Below are 14,398 nucleotides of genomic sequence, written 5' to 3'. Positions count from 1 at the left end.
CAACACGAGAAAAAAATGACTCGAGCTATTCGTAACATTGCGATCATCGCGCACGTCGACCACGGCAAGACCACGATGGTGGACTGCCTGCTTCGCAGCGCCGGCACCTTCCGCGCCAATCAGCAGGTTGCTGAACGCGTGATGGACTCCAACGATCTGGAACGCGAACGCGGCATCACCATTCTCTCGAAGAACTGCGCCGTCGAATACGAAGGTACGCACATCAACATCATTGACACCCCGGGGCATGCTGACTTCGGCGGTGAAGTTGAACGCGTCCTCTCCATGGTCGACGGCGTGCTGCTCCTCGTCGACGCCGTTGAAGGCCCGATGCCGCAGACGCGCTTCGTGACCCGCAAGGCTCTCGCCCAGGGCCTCAAGCCCATCGTCGTCGTCAACAAGATCGACCGCCCGGGCGCCCGTCCCGACTGGGTCGTCAACCAGACGTTCGACCTCTTCGACAAGCTCGGTGCCACGGAAGACCAGCTCGACTTCCCCGTGATCTACGCCTCCGCTCTCAACGGCTTTGCCGGTCACACGACCGACGTCGAAGAGCTCAAGCAGATCGGCAACATGCGCGCCGTCTTCGACGACATCATCAAGTACATCCCCGTCCGTGACGACGATCCCGACGGCCCCCTGATGCTTCAGATCTGCTCGCTCGACTACTCGAGCTACGTGGGCAAGATCGGCATCGGCCGCGTGCATCGCGGCCGCATCCGCCCGAACATGGACGTCGCGATCATGAACGGTCCGGAAGACACCCCGAAGCGCGTGAAGATCAATCAGGTCCTGAAGTTCGAGGGTCTCGAGCGTCAGCTCGTCGATGAAGCCGAAGCCGGCGACATCGTGCTCGTCAACGGCATTGAAGAGCTCTCCATCGGCACGACGATCACCGATCTTCAGCAACCCGAAGCCCTCCCGATGCTCAAGGTCGATGAGCCGACCCTGACGATGAACTTCCAGGTTAACTCCTCTCCGCTCGCCGGCCGTGAAGGCAAGTTCGTGACGTCCCGCCAGATTCGCGAACGTCTCGAACGCGAGCTCAAGTCCAACGTCGCCATGCGCGTGCGTAACACCGACGACGAAACCGTCTGGGAAGTCGCCGGTCGCGGTGAACTTCATCTCACGATTCTTCTCGAGAACATGCGCCGCGAAGGCTTCGAACTGGCCGTCTCTCGTCCGCGCGTCCTTCTCAAGGAAGTCGACGGCGTCAAGATGGAACCGTACGAACTTCTGACGGTCGACGTCGAGGAAGAGCATCAGGGCTCCGTCATGGAAGAGCTCGGCCGCCGCAAGGGCGACCTGCAGGACATGCAGCCGGACGGCAAGGGCCGCGTCCGCCTTGAATACCGCATTCCCGCCCGCGGTCTCATCGGCTTCCAGAGCCTCTTCATGACGATGTGCCGCGGCACCGGCATTATGAGCCACGTCTTCGACGACTACGGTCCCATCAGCCGCGGCGACATCGGCGAGCGCCGCTCCGGCGTGATCATCTCCCAGGACGACGGCGATGCCGTGGCCTATGCTCTCTGGAAGATTCAGGAGCGCGGCCGCCTCTTCGTCTCCCCGGGCGACAAGCTCTACGAAGGCATGATCATCGGCGAGCACGCCCGTGAAAACGACATCGTCGTGAACCCGATCCGCGGCAAGCAGCTCACCAACATCCGTGCCTCCGGTACGGACGAAGCCATCCGTCTGGTGCCGCCTGTCAAGCTCACGCTGGAAAGCGCCGTCGAGTTCATCAATGACGACGAACTTGTCGAAATCACGCCGCACTCCATCCGCCTGCGCAAGCGCTATCTGAAGGACTTCGAACGCAAGCGCGCCGCCCGCGCCGTTCAGAACGAATTCGGCGAGAAGGATGAGTAAGAAGAAGTCGAAGGCGTGTGATGCGGCCTGTCCCTGCGGGAGCGGGCTCGCACTCGCAGCCTGTTGCGGGCGTCTTCATGCGGGCGTGCCCGCAGAAACGCCCGAGGCTCTGATGCGAAGCCGCTATTCGGCATATGCTCTCGATCTCGACGCCTATGTCCTAGAGACGTGGGCGCCTGAAACGCGGCCCGCCGTCCTTTTCGAAGATGGCGAGGAACGGCCGAAGTGGCTTTCCCTCGTCATTCACTCCTCTTACGAGGAAGGGGCGGAGGGCAGAGTCAGCTTCACCGCGCGCGGCAGGACCTCTCAGGGCGCCTTCAGGTTGGAGGAGAACAGCCGCTTCCGTCTTGAGAACGGCCGATGGCTATATGTCGACGGCACGTTTGACGACAGGTAAGATCTCGACTTATGAGCCGCCCTTCGGGGCGGCTTAATTTTTATTCAACAACACTTGTTTACGGAACCGACTTTCATGCCTCTCAATCCCGGGGACTGGCGCTTCACCGTGGCGCCGATGCTGGACTGGACAGACCGGCACTGCAGGTACTTTCACAGGCTGCTCACGAGCAGGGCTCGCCTCTACACCGAGATGGTGACGACTGGGGCGATCATTCACGGCGATCGTGACCGCCTGCTCGGCTTTTCACAGCCGGAGCATCCCGTCGCACTGCAGCTGGGCGGCTCGGATCCTGCCGATCTGGCGGAGTCCGTCCGAATTGCATCAGCTTACGGTTATGACGAATACAACCTCAACTGCGGATGCCCTTCCGAGCGTGTGCAGAAGGGAAGCTTCGGGGCGTGTCTGATGCTCGAGCCTCAGACCGTGGCCGCCTGCGTCAGGGCGATGCAGGACGTGACGGACAAGCCCGTGACGGTGAAGCACCGCATCGGGGTGGATGATCACAACGAATACGGCTTTGTGCGCGACTTCGTGGGCACGGTCTACGATGCTGGTTGCCGCGTCTTCATCGTTCATACGCGCTCGGCCTGGCTCAAGGGGCTGTCGCCGAAGGAGAATCGAGAGGTTCCTCCGCTTGTTCGCGAGACTGCCTTCAGGCTCAAGAAGGACTTTCCCGACACGGTGATGCTGATCAATGGACAGATCGCCTCCCTCGACGAGGCGAAGGCGCTTGTTGATGCAGGCATGGACGGCGTGATGGTGGGACGCGCGGCCTATCAGAATCCCTGGATGCTCGCCGGCGTCGACGAGGTGCTCTACGGTGTTGAGCATGACGTGACGCGCCTTGAATGCGTTCATCGCATGACGGCGTATCTGGAGGAGAACTACAGGGACGACGTGCACGCCATCCGTGCCGTGGCTCGTCATGTGAATGGTCTGGCTCAGGGGCTGCCCGGCGCACGCAGATGGCGTCAGGTGCTTTCCGATCCTGCGGCCATCAAGGACAGGGGAGCGGGGCTCATTCAGTATGCATGGGAGGAGGCCTTCGGCGAAGGCTGATGACGGCATGAAAAACGCCAGGGTGAAAGCTCTGGCGTTTTCGTACGCGAAAGGATGATCAGCGCTTCTTGGCGGGCGTCCTGCGTGCCTTGCCAGAGGCGGCCTTCTTGGCCTGAAGGGCGCGGGCGCGGCGCGTCACGTCGCTTTCATTCGCGGCTTCCCAGGCCTTGCGGCGCGGGCGGGAGGCTTCGATGGCGGCCTTGACGGCTGTCGCTGCGGTCTTGTTGAAGCGGTACTGGCTGTCTCGGATCCTTTCATTCTTGAGCCAGACGGCGGTGGGAATGACGCGGGTCTTGCGGCTCGTCGGCGTGAGCTCCTCGGCGAAGGCCGGCATGAGCTTGCCGCGGTTGGCAGTCATGAGGCCGATGCTCAGGGAGTCGATGAGCGTGGGAAAGTCGACCGTCAGCGTGCGGGTGCCGTTGAGGTAGCGAAGGTCCCAGCGGGCCTTTACGACGGGGTCGGGCTTGCTTCGCTGGCAGAAGATCGTGCCGGACTTCGTGTGATAGACGTTGACGAGGCCGTTCTGCGGCAGTTCCACCGTGCGGGTCTTTGTTCCTCGGCGCGTCTTGATCTTTTCCTTGCCAGTCTTCTTCTTGATGGTCTTTTCGAAGCGAAGGCCCACGGGCGTGACACCGTCGCCGGGAAGCACGTTGAGACAGTATGGCGTTTCCTTCGTGAAGCGCTCGGAGAAGTCCTCGATGTTGTTCGAACCCGTGAAGGCAGTGTGGCTCAGTGCGAGCAGCTCGTCCTGAATGATCCAGAGCGTGGCGGCATAGGCTACACTGCCTGCGGGGAATCGCTCCTCGCCCATGAAGAGCGCGGCCTTGGTCGGCATGTTGCCTCGGGTGCGCAGGAAGTCTCGGATTTCCTGACCGGAGACGTCGTAGGCCTCCAGCGTGACGCGAAGCTCGAGTTTTTCCCTGCCGTCGAATTCGATGACGACGTGGTCGCCCTCGGGGCGGAGTCCTGTCGGATTTTCAGGCGGAACGCGTCGGCCGTCTCTCATGATGCCGACGGCACCGGAACCCCAGGAGAAGCCGTGAGGCTTGCCGAAGGCGTAGTCCTCTTCGACCTTGTAGCGGTTGTTTTCACGGATCAGGTCGGTGATGCGGAACTGCGCGCCTTCATCATCGTCGAAGAAGAAGATGCCGTCGCCCTTGAAGGCATCGACCACGGGCATGGGAATGCGCTTGGCGGTGAGAGGCGTGGCGGGGGCGGCGCGGGCGCCGAGATTGCTGAAGGTGGCGGGGCGGATGTTTTCCTCACGGGGGGCGGCGGTGGTCGCACAGCCTGTGAGCCAGAGTGCCGCAGCGGCGGAAGCGGAACCAACCAGCGCGCGGCGCGTGATGTGAACAGACATTGGGGGAGTCCTCACAGAGTTTGCAGTGTTTGTGCGCAGGCGTGCGAAATGCATCTTCTGTTGCCTATGGGCGACGGAAGGCGAAGGCCTGTTGGATGAGGATAGCAGATCGGGTGACGGGCGGACGCCGTTCTCAGGTAAGGAGGCGTTTCAGGGCCATCGGGCGGACTGAAGTTGTCTCGCCGCCATGTCGGCGGTTTCCAGAAGTGCGTCGAAAAGCGGGGTTTCCCAATGCAGTTTGGGAAGCGGCGTTCGGGTGAGCGCTATTTCAGCTTCACTGGCGAAGCGGGTGGGAGCGAGCGAGGAGAGCAGGGCCCAGTTCGAGAATATTCTGTCGCGCGAGTCATGCAGAATGTTGGCGGACGGAATGGCGTCCGACTTTCTTCCGTTTCCCACGCGGTCGGCGGGCATGAGGTTCCAGAGGTCGTTGCAGTGAAAGCAGGCCCAGGGCAGCATGTGGTCGACGGCTAGCGTCTGCGCCTTGAGCGGCGTTCCGCTCCAGATGCTCCGAAGGGAGCCTCGGCTGATTGCAGCCTTGTAGGCGCTTGCGGCAAAGTCCGTGTCGCGGGCGGACTCCGGCGGCAGAAGGCGCACGATGATGTCGGCCTGCGTAAGGGCGTGCTCAGCGCTGCACAGGGATTCAAAGTGTGCGGAGAGTCTGGCCCACTCGAGAATCAAGCTGTCCTCGAGCCAGGGTGCGATGCGGTTGAGTTCGAGCCAGAGTTCGGCGGGAAAGGCGAGGAGACCGTAGCGTTCGATGATTGATCCGCGTCCTGTAAAAGGAGGCCTGCGACCGGCGTGCGTGGCGACGTAGGTGAAAATGGGGTTCCTGCCTTCATCCTGAATGTAATGGATGGGCCCCTTGAGAGCGGTCGTGACGACATCGTCGAAGAGCAGTTGAAGCAGTGAGGTCTGATCCTTTGAACGTGCCTCGTTTCGCATCAGGGATTCAAAGACGCCGTATTGGCTATGACATTTTGTCATGGTCCGTTCGAGCGCAGTGCCGAAGCCGAGCTCTCTGTTCTGATGGATCTGTCTGGGCATGCGGGGGCCGCTGGCGAGCTGCCAGTAGTCCCTGATCCATCGTTCGGCGATGAGGCCGAGCAGCACCAGAGCTTTGCCATTGTCGAAGCGGACGCTGCGCGGCATGGTGCGGTTGATGTCGCAGAGTGCGCGTAGGAGCGCGAGCTTGTAGGTCGAGGTTTTCGAGAATGTGCCTGAATCGTCTGTTGCTCAGCTCGCTTTGCGAGTCGCGAAGAAAAACGCAGGACGCTCATCTGCACTCGTGACCGGGAGAGCCGACGCCGTCCCGGATTTCCTGCGAGGCCAGCCGAAAGCCCATGCGCTCGAAGAGCGTGGCATAGTCGAGCGAATCGCGCAAGAAGGTCTTGCGATCTGGATCCCCCTTGTGGTCAAGAGGTACGACGACGATCAGCGTGCCCTTGTCCGTGACAGCACGCTCCATGAAGCATGCGCCTTCATAGAGTTCATGGTCGGACAGATGCTGAAGAACTCCGCAGGTGTAGACGGCGTCAAAGCGGGGGAGACGGGCGAATAGTGCGTCTTCGGAACCCTTGTCGGGAGGAAGGCAAAGCAGGGAGAAGGAGGGCGACTCGGCGCCGAGGAGGGCCTGAGCTCTGGCCTCGGCGAGCTTCAGCAGCGGCCCGCTCCCGTCCGTGGCTTCGACGATGGCGCCGAGGCCCGACATGAAGCGGGCATCTCGGCTCGATCCGCAAGCGAGCTCTAGAACGCGGCTTCCCTTGGGTATCCATCGGGTGAGGAGCGTTTGAATCTCTTGGGGCGTTTCACCCTCATAGAGCCTGAAAAAGGCCTCGGAACGTGTTTCGTAAGCGGACGGCATCGGCATGGCGCACTCCTCAGATCTCGACGATGCGGCCCGGATTGAGACGGTTGTCGGGGTCGAAGGCGAGTTTCAGGGCACGCATGGCGGCCAGCTCCTCCGGTGTCTTGGTGCGCTTGAGCTCCTGCGTCTTGAGACTTCCGACGCCGTGCTCTGCGGCGATGGAGCCGCCTTCGGCAAGGACTCGGTCGTGCACGAGCCTGTGAACGGCTTCTTCATGCGGGAAGGCGACGCCGGCGGGACCGACGTTGAAGTGCAGGTTCCCGTCGCCGTAGTGGCCGAAGACGGAGGGCTTTACGCCCGGGAAGGTCTCCTCAAGGGCGGCGCTTGTTTCCCTGATGAAGCGGACGAGGCTTGAGCGCGGGACGCTGATGTCGTGCTTGACGTTTCCGCCCTCACGCTTGACGGCGGAGGGAATGGTCTCACGGCAGCGCCAGAAGGCCTCGCGGTCCGATTCGCTGCGGCTGACGGCACCGTCGAGAATCAGTCCGTTCTCGAGAAGCGGTGCCAGAACGCCCTCGAGTTCTTCTGAGGATTCGTCGGAATCCCGTCGCCAGTCGGAGACGTCTAGAAGCACCTGCCAGTCGGAAAGAGAGACGGGGGGCGTCATGCCCGTGACGGACGAGAGCGATTCGAGCGGCGTGCGACCGATGAGTTCGAAAGCGGTGAGACCGGGGCCGAAGGCCGCCTCAAGTGTTTCAAAGAGCGTTTCAACGTCTTCAAGGCGATGAGGCGTGATCCAGGCCGAGACGATGGAGCGGGGCATGGGCTCGAGCGCGAGGACGGCTTCGGTGATGACGCCGAGCGTGCCTTCGGATCCGATGAAGACGTCCCGCAGGCTGTAGCCTGAATTGTCCTTTCGAAGCCCCTTCATGAGGTCGAGCACTTCGCCTGAGGCGAGCACGACCTTGAGGCCGAGCACCTGACGCCGCGCCATGCCGTACCGCAACACGTGCACGCCGCCCGCATTGGCGGCGATGACGCCTCCTGTCTGGCATGAGCCTTCGGCGGCGAGCGACAGGGGAAGAAGGCGCCCTGCATCCGAGGCGGCCTTCTGTGCATCCTGCAGAACGACGCCGGCCTCAAGCGTGATCGTGTTGTTGACGGTGTCGACATTCAGGATGCGCTTCATGTGGCCGAGCTGAAGGATGAGAGTTCGTCGCGCTGTCTCTGCGGAGGCGCCGGGTTCAGGCGTGGCGCCTCCGACATTGCTAGTATTGCCGCCCTGCGGGATGACGGAGAGTCCGTATGCGGCGGCAGTCTTCATGACGAGAGAAACCTCTTCGGTCGAGGCGGGTCGCACGACGGCAAGCGCTTCGCCTTGTCTGCGTCCTCTGCCGTCCAGAGCGGCGGCGGAGATGTCGGCGGGATCGGTTATGAGCCCCGTGTCGCTCACGGCGGAGCGGAGTGCATCGATGATTTCTTGATAGGCAGGCATGGCGGAGGACGGTTTCATTGGAGGAATGCCTCAATCATACCTTCGGGGAGGGGATGAAGAGCGGGGCCCTCCAAAAAGGAAAAGCCCGAAGCGGGTGCTTCGGGCTTGAGCGTTGTCGGCGAAGGTGCGGAATTACTTCAGCGCTTCGAAGACGCGGGCCGTGATGGCGTCAATGGCACCGAGACCGGAGATGGCGCGGTACTGCGGAGCGGTCTTGTCACCGGACTTGGCGAGGTCGCTGTAGAAGCCGACGAGGGCTTCCGTCTGGCTGTGGTAGACGTCGAGACGCTTGCGAACGACTTCCTCGCGGTCGTCGTCACGCTGGATGAGCGGATCACCCGTCACGTCGTCCTTGCCTTCAACCTTCGGCGGGTTGTACTTGATGTGGTACGTGCGGCCGGAGACGGGGTCGACGCGGCGACCGGACATGCGTTCAACGATTTCGGCGTCAGGCACCTGGATTTCGAGAACGAAGTCGATCGGGATGCCTGCGGCCTGAAGGGCTTCAGCCTGCGGAATCGTACGGGGGAAGCCGTCGAAGAGGGCGCCGTTCACGGCGTCGGGCTGCGTGAGGCGGTCCTTGACGAGACCGATGATGATGTCGTCGGAGACGAGCTGACCCTTGTCCATCACGGCCTTGGCAGCCAGACCGAGCGGGGTGCCCGCCTTGACGGCGGCACGAAGCATGTCGCCCGTGGAGATCTGGGGAATACCGAACTTTTCGCAGATGAACTTGGCCTGCGTGCCCTTGCCGGCACCGGGAGGCCCAATCAGAATCAGACGCATTGGAATGCTCCTTCGATTATGTAATGAACGACGCCGGAGACTTCCGGCGGCCTGCCGTCCGGGGGAACGGCGGAGAATAAGCAAATTTTATCCCGAATCCGCATGAAGTCAAAGACCGTGCACGTATTCGCAACGGGAATCAGACGGGCGCGCTCTTTTCGAAGATCGCGCGCACACGGTCAAGATCCTTCTGGGTGTCGACGCCCGCAGGAAGGGCGGCGTCAAGCACCATGACCGCAATGCGCTCGCCGTAGTAGAGGGCGCGAAGCTGCTCCAGACTCTCGAGCTTTTCCAAAGGAGCCTGAGGCAGGGTGGGAAAGCGGCGCAGGAAGCCTGCACGGTAGGCATAGAGACCGAGATGGTGAAGCGGCGCGAAGCCTTCGGGGAGACTTTCCTTTGTTTCTCGGAAGTGGTCTCTGGGCCAGGGAATCGGAGCGCGGGAGAAGGTGAGGGCGGTGCCGCGGTCATCGAGCACGACCTTGACGACGTTGGGATTGAAGAAGCTCTCGACGTCGTGGATGGTGTGTGCGGCAGTCGCCATGGCGCAGTCGGGCCTGGAGGCGAGCAGGTCGGCCACGTCTCGGATGACGTTAAGCGGCATCAGAGGCTCATCACCCTGAAGGTTGACGACGATCTCGTCATCGGCAAGGCCGATCTTGGCGACGGCTTCGGCAAGTCGGTCGGTGCCCGTCGGGTGATGGGGATCCGTCATGATCACGTCAAGGCCTGCGGCTGCGCAGGCCTCGTAGACGGACGCATCGTCCACCGCCACGACGACCCTGTCCGCGCCGCAGGAGAGGGCGCGCTCGGCGACTCGGACGATCATCGGTCTGCCGCAGATGTCGGCGAGCGGCTTGTCGGGAAGGCGCGAGGACTTGAGGCGCGCAGGAATGATCACGGTAAAGGACATGAGAACCTCACTTGGGATCGAGTGCGGCCGAGCGCTCGGAGTAGTGGCGCGCCTCGTTGTCGCTCAGGCTGCGGGCGGCGTTGCGAAGCATCACGGGAATGTCGTGGCGGACTTCAAAGGCGAGGCGGCAGCGCGGGCAGACGAGCTCGCGGCGCTCGCCGTCGCCCTGCAGAAGCCTGCCCTTGCAGACAGGACAGACGATCATGTCGTTGAGGTTGGCGGACATTATTCTCAGTATCCCTTTCGGAAAGGATTAAAACCAACATTTTACCGCTCGTGGTGGGGCGGAAACCATAATAAAAACGCCTCGAACCGCATCAGGGGATGCGGGAGGCGCTTTTCATGGCTTGCTGAAGCGAGGTCAGTGCCTGCCTGCGGCGTCGCGGGCGCGCTTGTCGATCAGGTCGATCAGGTAGGAGTCGAGCTTGACTTCAAGACCGACGACCCAGATGCGCTTGTCGCCTGCGAGCGCCGGATCGTGGCGGCACTTGACGGCGTCCTTGCCCGTGATGAAGATGATGTCCTCGGTGCGGTTCGCAAAGGGATTCTCGGCGAAGTCGAAATGGTCGCCAAGCTCGAGCTCGGCTCCCTCAATGTCATGGGCGCGGATCATCGCGAAGAAGCGTCCCGGAGCGGCGATGCCGGCAGCGGAGAGCGGCTTGAGTTTTTCGGCGTGAATCCTGTCGGCAAGCTCGTCGATGAGGGCGGTTCTGCCGGTCGCAAGCTGCGTGCAGGCGCCGAAGCAGCTCGAGGCGGCGAAGCGCGGCGTCCTGCTTTCGACGACGGCTTCGTTCGACGTATTGAGAACGATGGCGTCCACGGTGTCGAGACGGGAGGGAGGCTCGCGCAACGGGCCCGCGGGAAGCACCCAGCCGTTGCCGAGGCCGCGCGCGCCGACGACCGCGATTTCGACGTCGCGGGCGAGAGCCGCATGCTGCAGACCGTCGTCGCTCACAATCAGATCCACTTCGGGATGCGCCTCGAGAAGCGCTCTGCCCGCTTCAAATCGGGCTCGACCGACGGCAACGGGGACTCCAGTTTCCCTTGCAATGAGAAGAGGCTCGTCGCCGGCTTCGGCGGCAGGAGTCTCCTCGTTGATCAGTCGAATGCCGTCTTCGCGGCGTCCGAAGCCGCGGGAGATGACGCCCGGGCGCCAACCGCGTGCCTGAAGCTCGCGGACAAGGGCGATCGTCACGGGCGTCTTGCCCGTGCCGCCGACATAAATGTTGCCGACCACGACGACGGGGACAGGCAGACGGTTGGGCACGGTACGCTCGCGGCGCGAACGACTGACGGCGAGGAAGACGAGGGAGAGCGGAGAAAGAAGCCAGGCCACGGGGCCGCGGGAGGCCCACTGGCGGTGAGCCCAGGCTTCAAGACCGGCGCGCCATGTCATGAGAGCACCTCCGCATGGATGTGCGAACAAACGGACGCTGCGGCGTATGCCGGCGGGATGGTCGAGGAAAAGGGTGTAGGGGGTGGCTTGTCGGACATGACGTTGATGGAAGAGCGCATGCAGTTGCGCGGGAGCGGTAATGATAAACGGTTTTCACCCCCCGGTGCGCGCCGCAAGGGCGCTTTTTGACGACAGGGACGGGGCTTTCGGCATCGGAAGTTATCCACGATGTTGTGGATAACTGTGTGGACAAGTCGCTGGCTTTTCCACGCTCGCTCTCTACCAGAGCTTGCAAAAGACGGGCGAAGAGGGCGAAGATTTCTCCCTTCGTTCGAAAAACATTTGAAAATCAAGCGATTGCGTATTTTGTCAGTGTTCGGGGCCTTCCTTCTCAGATGCGACTTCGTGACTCGCCTACTGTTGCAGGGATGTGGACAACCCTGCCGATTTTCTTTCTGTCCCTATTGACTTTTTTATGAAAATCTGCATGTCCGTCGGTACCGTCGACGTGAGCATTATGGTGTTTTCCCCAGAGGCTGTGAGTAGCTCTGTGGATAAGTCTGTTTTTTGACAGTTAACATTATGAAATAAAAGGTAAAAGTGCCAACTGCCTAATTTTTGTGCAAAGTGTGGAAATTTCAGGCTTTGGGACTCGGATTGGCCTGCGGGGCGGATGCGCCGGAGCGCCTGACGAGCACGGGCAAAGGGTAGAATGGACGTTCGCAGACTCCGACAATTATCCACAGGCTTGTACACAGGGACCTTATGCTCGATTATCCCTTTCTTTTTGATGACGAATGCTTCAGTCGTCCCGCCTCCGCTCGTCCGTCCGTACCGCTTCGCAGGGAGCCGGCCCGATCTGAAAACGTTCTGGGGGTCGGGACTGCGGTGGCTCGAATCCGCAGTGCGCTCGGCGGCATGCTGGGCGGTGTCTGGGTGTCGGGGGAGGTGAGCAACCTTTCGATGCCTGCGTCGGGGCACGTATATCTGACGCTCAAGGACAGGGACGCCTCCATCAGATGCGCGTATTTTGCCGGCAGCGCCAGACGTCATCCCGCAACGTTTAGAACGGGCGACAGGATCGAGGTGACCGGGGCTGTGGACGTCTATGCCAAAAGCGGTGATCTGCAGATCAAGGTGACGGACTGGCGCCATGCTGGTGCGGGGGCGCTTTATGAAGCCTATCTGAGGCTGAAGGCCCGGCTTTCCGCGGAGGGACTCTTTTTCGAAGGCCTAAAGAAGCCGCTTCCCTTTTTCGTGAGGCGGGTCGTCGTGGTGACGAGCGCTCAGGCGGCGGCGCTGCAGGACGTCCGAAGGACGATCGACAGGCGGACGCCGTGGGTGAGGCTCATGCTTTCGCCCGCCTATGTGCAGGGGGAGTCGGCTCCTCTGTCGCTTATGGCTGCACTCGATCGTGCGGATGCGGCCGGGGCCGACGTCATCCTGCTCGTTCGCGGCGGCGGCTCCTTCGAGGACCTGTCCGCCTTCAATGACGAGCGTCTGGTGAGGAAGTTGAGAAGCCTGAAGACGCCCGTCATCGCGGGGGTCGGTCATGAGTCCGACGAAACGCTCGCGGCGCTTGCAGCCGACGTCTGCGCCTCCACGCCCACCGCCGCTGCGGAGCACATCGGTCCGGACATTCACTACTGGCGCTCGCTTCTTGATGACTTCGAAGAGCGCATGACGCTGGCCGTGGACAGAAAGACGGATGACGCAGGACAGACGCTCGACCGGCTCGAGGCAAGGATGAGCAGGCAGGACGGCTTCCTCTCAAGGCAGGAGGGGGATCTTGTGCGCAACGGGATGTTGCTCGAACGTCTTGCCGCAGGCAGCCTGCAGGGGCGCGAAGCGCGCCTCGAGACCGCAGGTTCGGGGCTCGCAGGCATCGGCGCCCTGCCCCGGAGGCGCAGCGTACAGCTCGAAGCGCTGGCGCAGCGTCTGGAGGATGCATCGGAGGGAGTGCTCGGCACACGGGCGCGCAGGCTCGATCACTTCGCTCTGTGCCTGCAGTCGCCGGACGCCGTGCTGCGGGCCAGAAGCGTCAGGCTGACGTCTCTGGACAAGACCCTTGAACTCGCGGCGGAACGCGCGTGCAACGCACAAAGCCGGCGCCTGGACCAGACCCGGACAGGTCTGGCGGCTGCCTTCGAGCAGTCGGCATACAGGAAGGACATGGAGCTCAGGCTCCTCGAGAGGAGACTTCCCGACATGGAGAGGCGCCTCGACGAGGCTGCGCTGCACCTGAGGGCGCTCGGACATGCACTCGCAGGACTTGATCCCGACAAGCCGCTCAAGCTCGGCTACGCAAGAGTCGAACTTGCGGACGGAACGGTTACTGCAGCCGCCGAAATCGCGACGGGGGACGAACTCACGCTCTGCTTCGCTGATGGCAGCAGGAAGGCCGTGGCGAAATGATCCTGCAGACAAAAGGGAGCCTGTTCGTGTGAAGGTTGTATCCAAATATTAGAAGTCTATATTGGCAGATCTTTTATGATAAACTTCATTTATCGAAACTCAGATCCCGACAGGTTCGGGGGAGATACCAACATGTTTACTCTGCCTGCTCTTCCTTATGCGCTCGACGCCCTCGAGCCCGCCATGAGCCGTGAAACCCTGGAATTCCACTGGGGCAAGCATCATCAGACCTACGTCAACAATCTGAACGGTCTGATCGCCGGCACGGACTTCGAAGGCAAGTCCCTTGAGGAAATCATCCGCACCTCCACGGGCGGCGTGTTCAACAATGCGGCCCAGGTCTTCAACCACACGTTCTTCTGGCAGGGCCTCAAGCCGCAGGGCGGCGGCATGCCCGAAGGCGCCCTTCTTGAGGCGATCAATGCAATCTGGGGTTCCTATGACGCCTTCCGCAAGGCCTTTACGGCCTCCGCTGCGGGCAACTTCGGTTCCGGCTGGACGTGGCTCGTGAAGAATGCCGACGGCACGCTGGCCATCGTCAACACGAGCAACGCCGGCACGCCGCTCACGGGCGATCAGAAGCCGCTTCTCGCGCTGGACGTCTGGGAGCACGCCTACTACGTCGACTACCGCAACGCCCGTCCGAAGTTCATCGATGCGTTCTTTGACAGCCTCGTGAACTGGGAGTTCGCTCAGCAGAACTTCGCCGCATAAGGACGTTCGATTCATGATGCTCGGAAGGGCGCCTTCTCAGGAAGGCGCCCTTCCTGCGCTTCAGGGGACGGGACTTTGGGCGAGGTGTGCTAATGTCTCGTACATAGTCGGTCTCCTTTTGCATGACAGAACCCGTGCGCCGCAATCCTCTCATTCAATGGGAGGTAAGGCGCACAAAGTTTTCGAA

General features: G+C 61.8%; 13 protein-coding genes. 5 read left to right on the top strand and 8 right to left on the bottom strand.

Annotated features, from left to right (window positions below):
* The first annotated feature begins 15 nt into the window (after positions 1-15).
* The 3 genes from typA (at position 16) to dusA (ending at position 3,331) form a co-directional block, all read left to right on the top strand.
* A complete protein-coding gene (gene typA, locus HMPREF3036_RS04400; protein ID WP_005435585.1) occupies positions 16-1,872 on the top strand; it encodes a translational GTPase TypA in 1,857 nt (618 codons plus the stop codon).
* A complete protein-coding gene (locus HMPREF3036_RS04395) occupies positions 1,865-2,269 on the top strand; it encodes a YchJ family protein (RefSeq protein ID WP_062331876.1) in 405 nt (134 codons plus the stop codon). Before typA ends, HMPREF3036_RS04395 begins: the two co-directional genes overlap by 8 nt.
* Before the next feature lie 75 nt (positions 2,270-2,344).
* Positions 2,345-3,331, top strand: a complete 987-nt coding sequence (gene dusA, locus HMPREF3036_RS04390) for a tRNA dihydrouridine(20/20a) synthase DusA (RefSeq protein WP_005435589.1) — start codon at positions 2,345-2,347, stop codon at positions 3,329-3,331.
* A 58-nt stretch (positions 3,332-3,389) separates the two neighbouring features.
* On the opposite strand, the gene HMPREF3036_RS04385 is transcribed toward dusA, so the two are convergent.
* The 8 genes from HMPREF3036_RS04385 to lpxK form a co-directional block, all read right to left on the bottom strand.
* The gene (locus HMPREF3036_RS04385; RefSeq protein ID WP_062331873.1) at positions 3,390-4,691 is read right to left on the bottom strand and encodes a hypothetical protein; all 1,302 of its coding nucleotides are present in this window, start codon (positions 4,689-4,691) and stop codon (positions 3,390-3,392) included.
* 150 nt (positions 4,692-4,841) lie between these two features.
* Positions 4,842-5,840 (bottom strand): hypothetical protein, encoded by a 999-nt coding sequence (locus HMPREF3036_RS04380; protein ID WP_062331870.1) that lies wholly within the window; start codon positions 5,838-5,840, stop codon positions 4,842-4,844.
* Between the two features lie 124 nt (positions 5,841-5,964).
* The gene (locus tag HMPREF3036_RS04375) at positions 5,965-6,558 is read right to left on the bottom strand and encodes a class I SAM-dependent methyltransferase (protein WP_062331868.1); all 594 of its coding nucleotides are present in this window, start codon (positions 6,556-6,558) and stop codon (positions 5,965-5,967) included.
* Positions 6,559-6,568: 10 nt separating this feature from the next.
* On the bottom strand, positions 6,569-7,990 hold the full coding sequence (locus HMPREF3036_RS04370) for an FAD-binding oxidoreductase (protein WP_231853569.1): 1,422 nt from the start codon (positions 7,988-7,990) through the stop codon (positions 6,569-6,571).
* Positions 7,991-8,122: 132 nt separating this feature from the next.
* The gene (gene adk, locus HMPREF3036_RS04365) at positions 8,123-8,776 is read right to left on the bottom strand and encodes an adenylate kinase (RefSeq protein ID WP_005435598.1); all 654 of its coding nucleotides are present in this window, start codon (positions 8,774-8,776) and stop codon (positions 8,123-8,125) included.
* Between the two features lie 139 nt (positions 8,777-8,915).
* Complete coding sequence (gene kdsB / locus HMPREF3036_RS04360; RefSeq protein WP_062331862.1) at positions 8,916-9,686, bottom strand: 3-deoxy-manno-octulosonate cytidylyltransferase; 771 nt, start codon at positions 9,684-9,686, stop codon at positions 8,916-8,918.
* Positions 9,687-9,693: 7 nt separating this feature from the next.
* Positions 9,694-9,912 (bottom strand): Trm112 family protein, encoded by a 219-nt coding sequence (locus tag HMPREF3036_RS04355; RefSeq protein WP_062331859.1) that lies wholly within the window; start codon positions 9,910-9,912, stop codon positions 9,694-9,696.
* A 135-nt stretch (positions 9,913-10,047) separates the two neighbouring features.
* On the bottom strand, positions 10,048-11,082 hold the full coding sequence (lpxK, locus tag HMPREF3036_RS04350; RefSeq protein WP_005435609.1) for a tetraacyldisaccharide 4'-kinase: 1,035 nt from the start codon (positions 11,080-11,082) through the stop codon (positions 10,048-10,050).
* 765 nt (positions 11,083-11,847) lie between these two features.
* Between lpxK and xseA the strand changes: the two genes are divergently transcribed.
* Both xseA and HMPREF3036_RS04340 read left to right on the top strand, forming a co-directional pair.
* Positions 11,848-13,497 carry an exodeoxyribonuclease VII large subunit gene (gene xseA / locus HMPREF3036_RS04345; RefSeq protein WP_082897348.1) on the top strand — a complete coding sequence of 550 codons (1,650 nt, stop codon included), beginning with the start codon at positions 11,848-11,850 and terminating at the stop codon, positions 13,495-13,497.
* Between the two features lie 132 nt (positions 13,498-13,629).
* Complete coding sequence (locus HMPREF3036_RS04340) at positions 13,630-14,211, top strand: superoxide dismutase (protein ID WP_062331853.1); 582 nt, start codon at positions 13,630-13,632, stop codon at positions 14,209-14,211.
* The last annotated feature ends 187 nt before the right edge of the window (positions 14,212-14,398 follow it).

This window comes from Sutterella sp. KLE1602 (assembly GCF_001578585.1).
Classification (GTDB): Bacteria; Pseudomonadota; Gammaproteobacteria; order Burkholderiales; family Burkholderiaceae_F; genus Sutterella; species Sutterella wadsworthensis_A.
The sequence above is the reverse complement of the archived record's forward strand: the minus strand, read 5'-3'. Positions and strand labels throughout refer to the sequence as shown.

What these genes read in the sequence shown, in the direction of transcription:
- adk (WP_005435598.1), bottom strand. Translation starts at nt 8,776, where the DNA reads ATGCGTCTGATTCTGATTGGGCCTCCCGGTGCCGGCAAGGGCACGCAG.
- HMPREF3036_RS04375 (WP_062331868.1), bottom strand. Translation starts at nt 6,558, where the DNA reads ATGCCGATGCCGTCCGCTTACGAAACACGTTCCGAGGCCTTTTTCAGG.
- HMPREF3036_RS04385 (WP_062331873.1), bottom strand. Translation starts at nt 4,691, where the DNA reads ATGTCTGTTCACATCACGCGCCGCGCGCTGGTTGGTTCCGCTTCCGCC.
- HMPREF3036_RS04355 (WP_062331859.1), bottom strand. Translation starts at nt 9,912, where the DNA reads ATGTCCGCCAACCTCAACGACATGATCGTCTGTCCTGTCTGCAAGGGC.
- HMPREF3036_RS04395 (WP_062331876.1), top strand. Translation starts at nt 1,865, where the DNA reads ATGAGTAAGAAGAAGTCGAAGGCGTGTGATGCGGCCTGTCCCTGCGGG.
- typA (WP_005435585.1), top strand. Translation starts at nt 16, where the DNA reads ATGACTCGAGCTATTCGTAACATTGCGATCATCGCGCACGTCGACCAC.
- dusA (WP_005435589.1), top strand. Translation starts at nt 2,345, where the DNA reads ATGCCTCTCAATCCCGGGGACTGGCGCTTCACCGTGGCGCCGATGCTG.
- lpxK (WP_005435609.1), bottom strand. Translation starts at nt 11,082, where the DNA reads ATGACATGGCGCGCCGGTCTTGAAGCCTGGGCTCACCGCCAGTGGGCC.
- kdsB (WP_062331862.1), bottom strand. Translation starts at nt 9,686, where the DNA reads ATGTCCTTTACCGTGATCATTCCTGCGCGCCTCAAGTCCTCGCGCCTT.
- HMPREF3036_RS04380 (WP_062331870.1), bottom strand. Translation starts at nt 5,840, where the DNA reads ATGCCGCGCAGCGTCCGCTTCGACAATGGCAAAGCTCTGGTGCTGCTC.
- HMPREF3036_RS04370 (WP_231853569.1), bottom strand. Translation starts at nt 7,990, where the DNA reads ATGCCTGCCTATCAAGAAATCATCGATGCACTCCGCTCCGCCGTGAGC.
- HMPREF3036_RS04340 (WP_062331853.1), top strand. Translation starts at nt 13,630, where the DNA reads ATGTTTACTCTGCCTGCTCTTCCTTATGCGCTCGACGCCCTCGAGCCC.
- xseA (WP_082897348.1), top strand. Translation starts at nt 11,848, where the DNA reads ATGCTCGATTATCCCTTTCTTTTTGATGACGAATGCTTCAGTCGTCCC.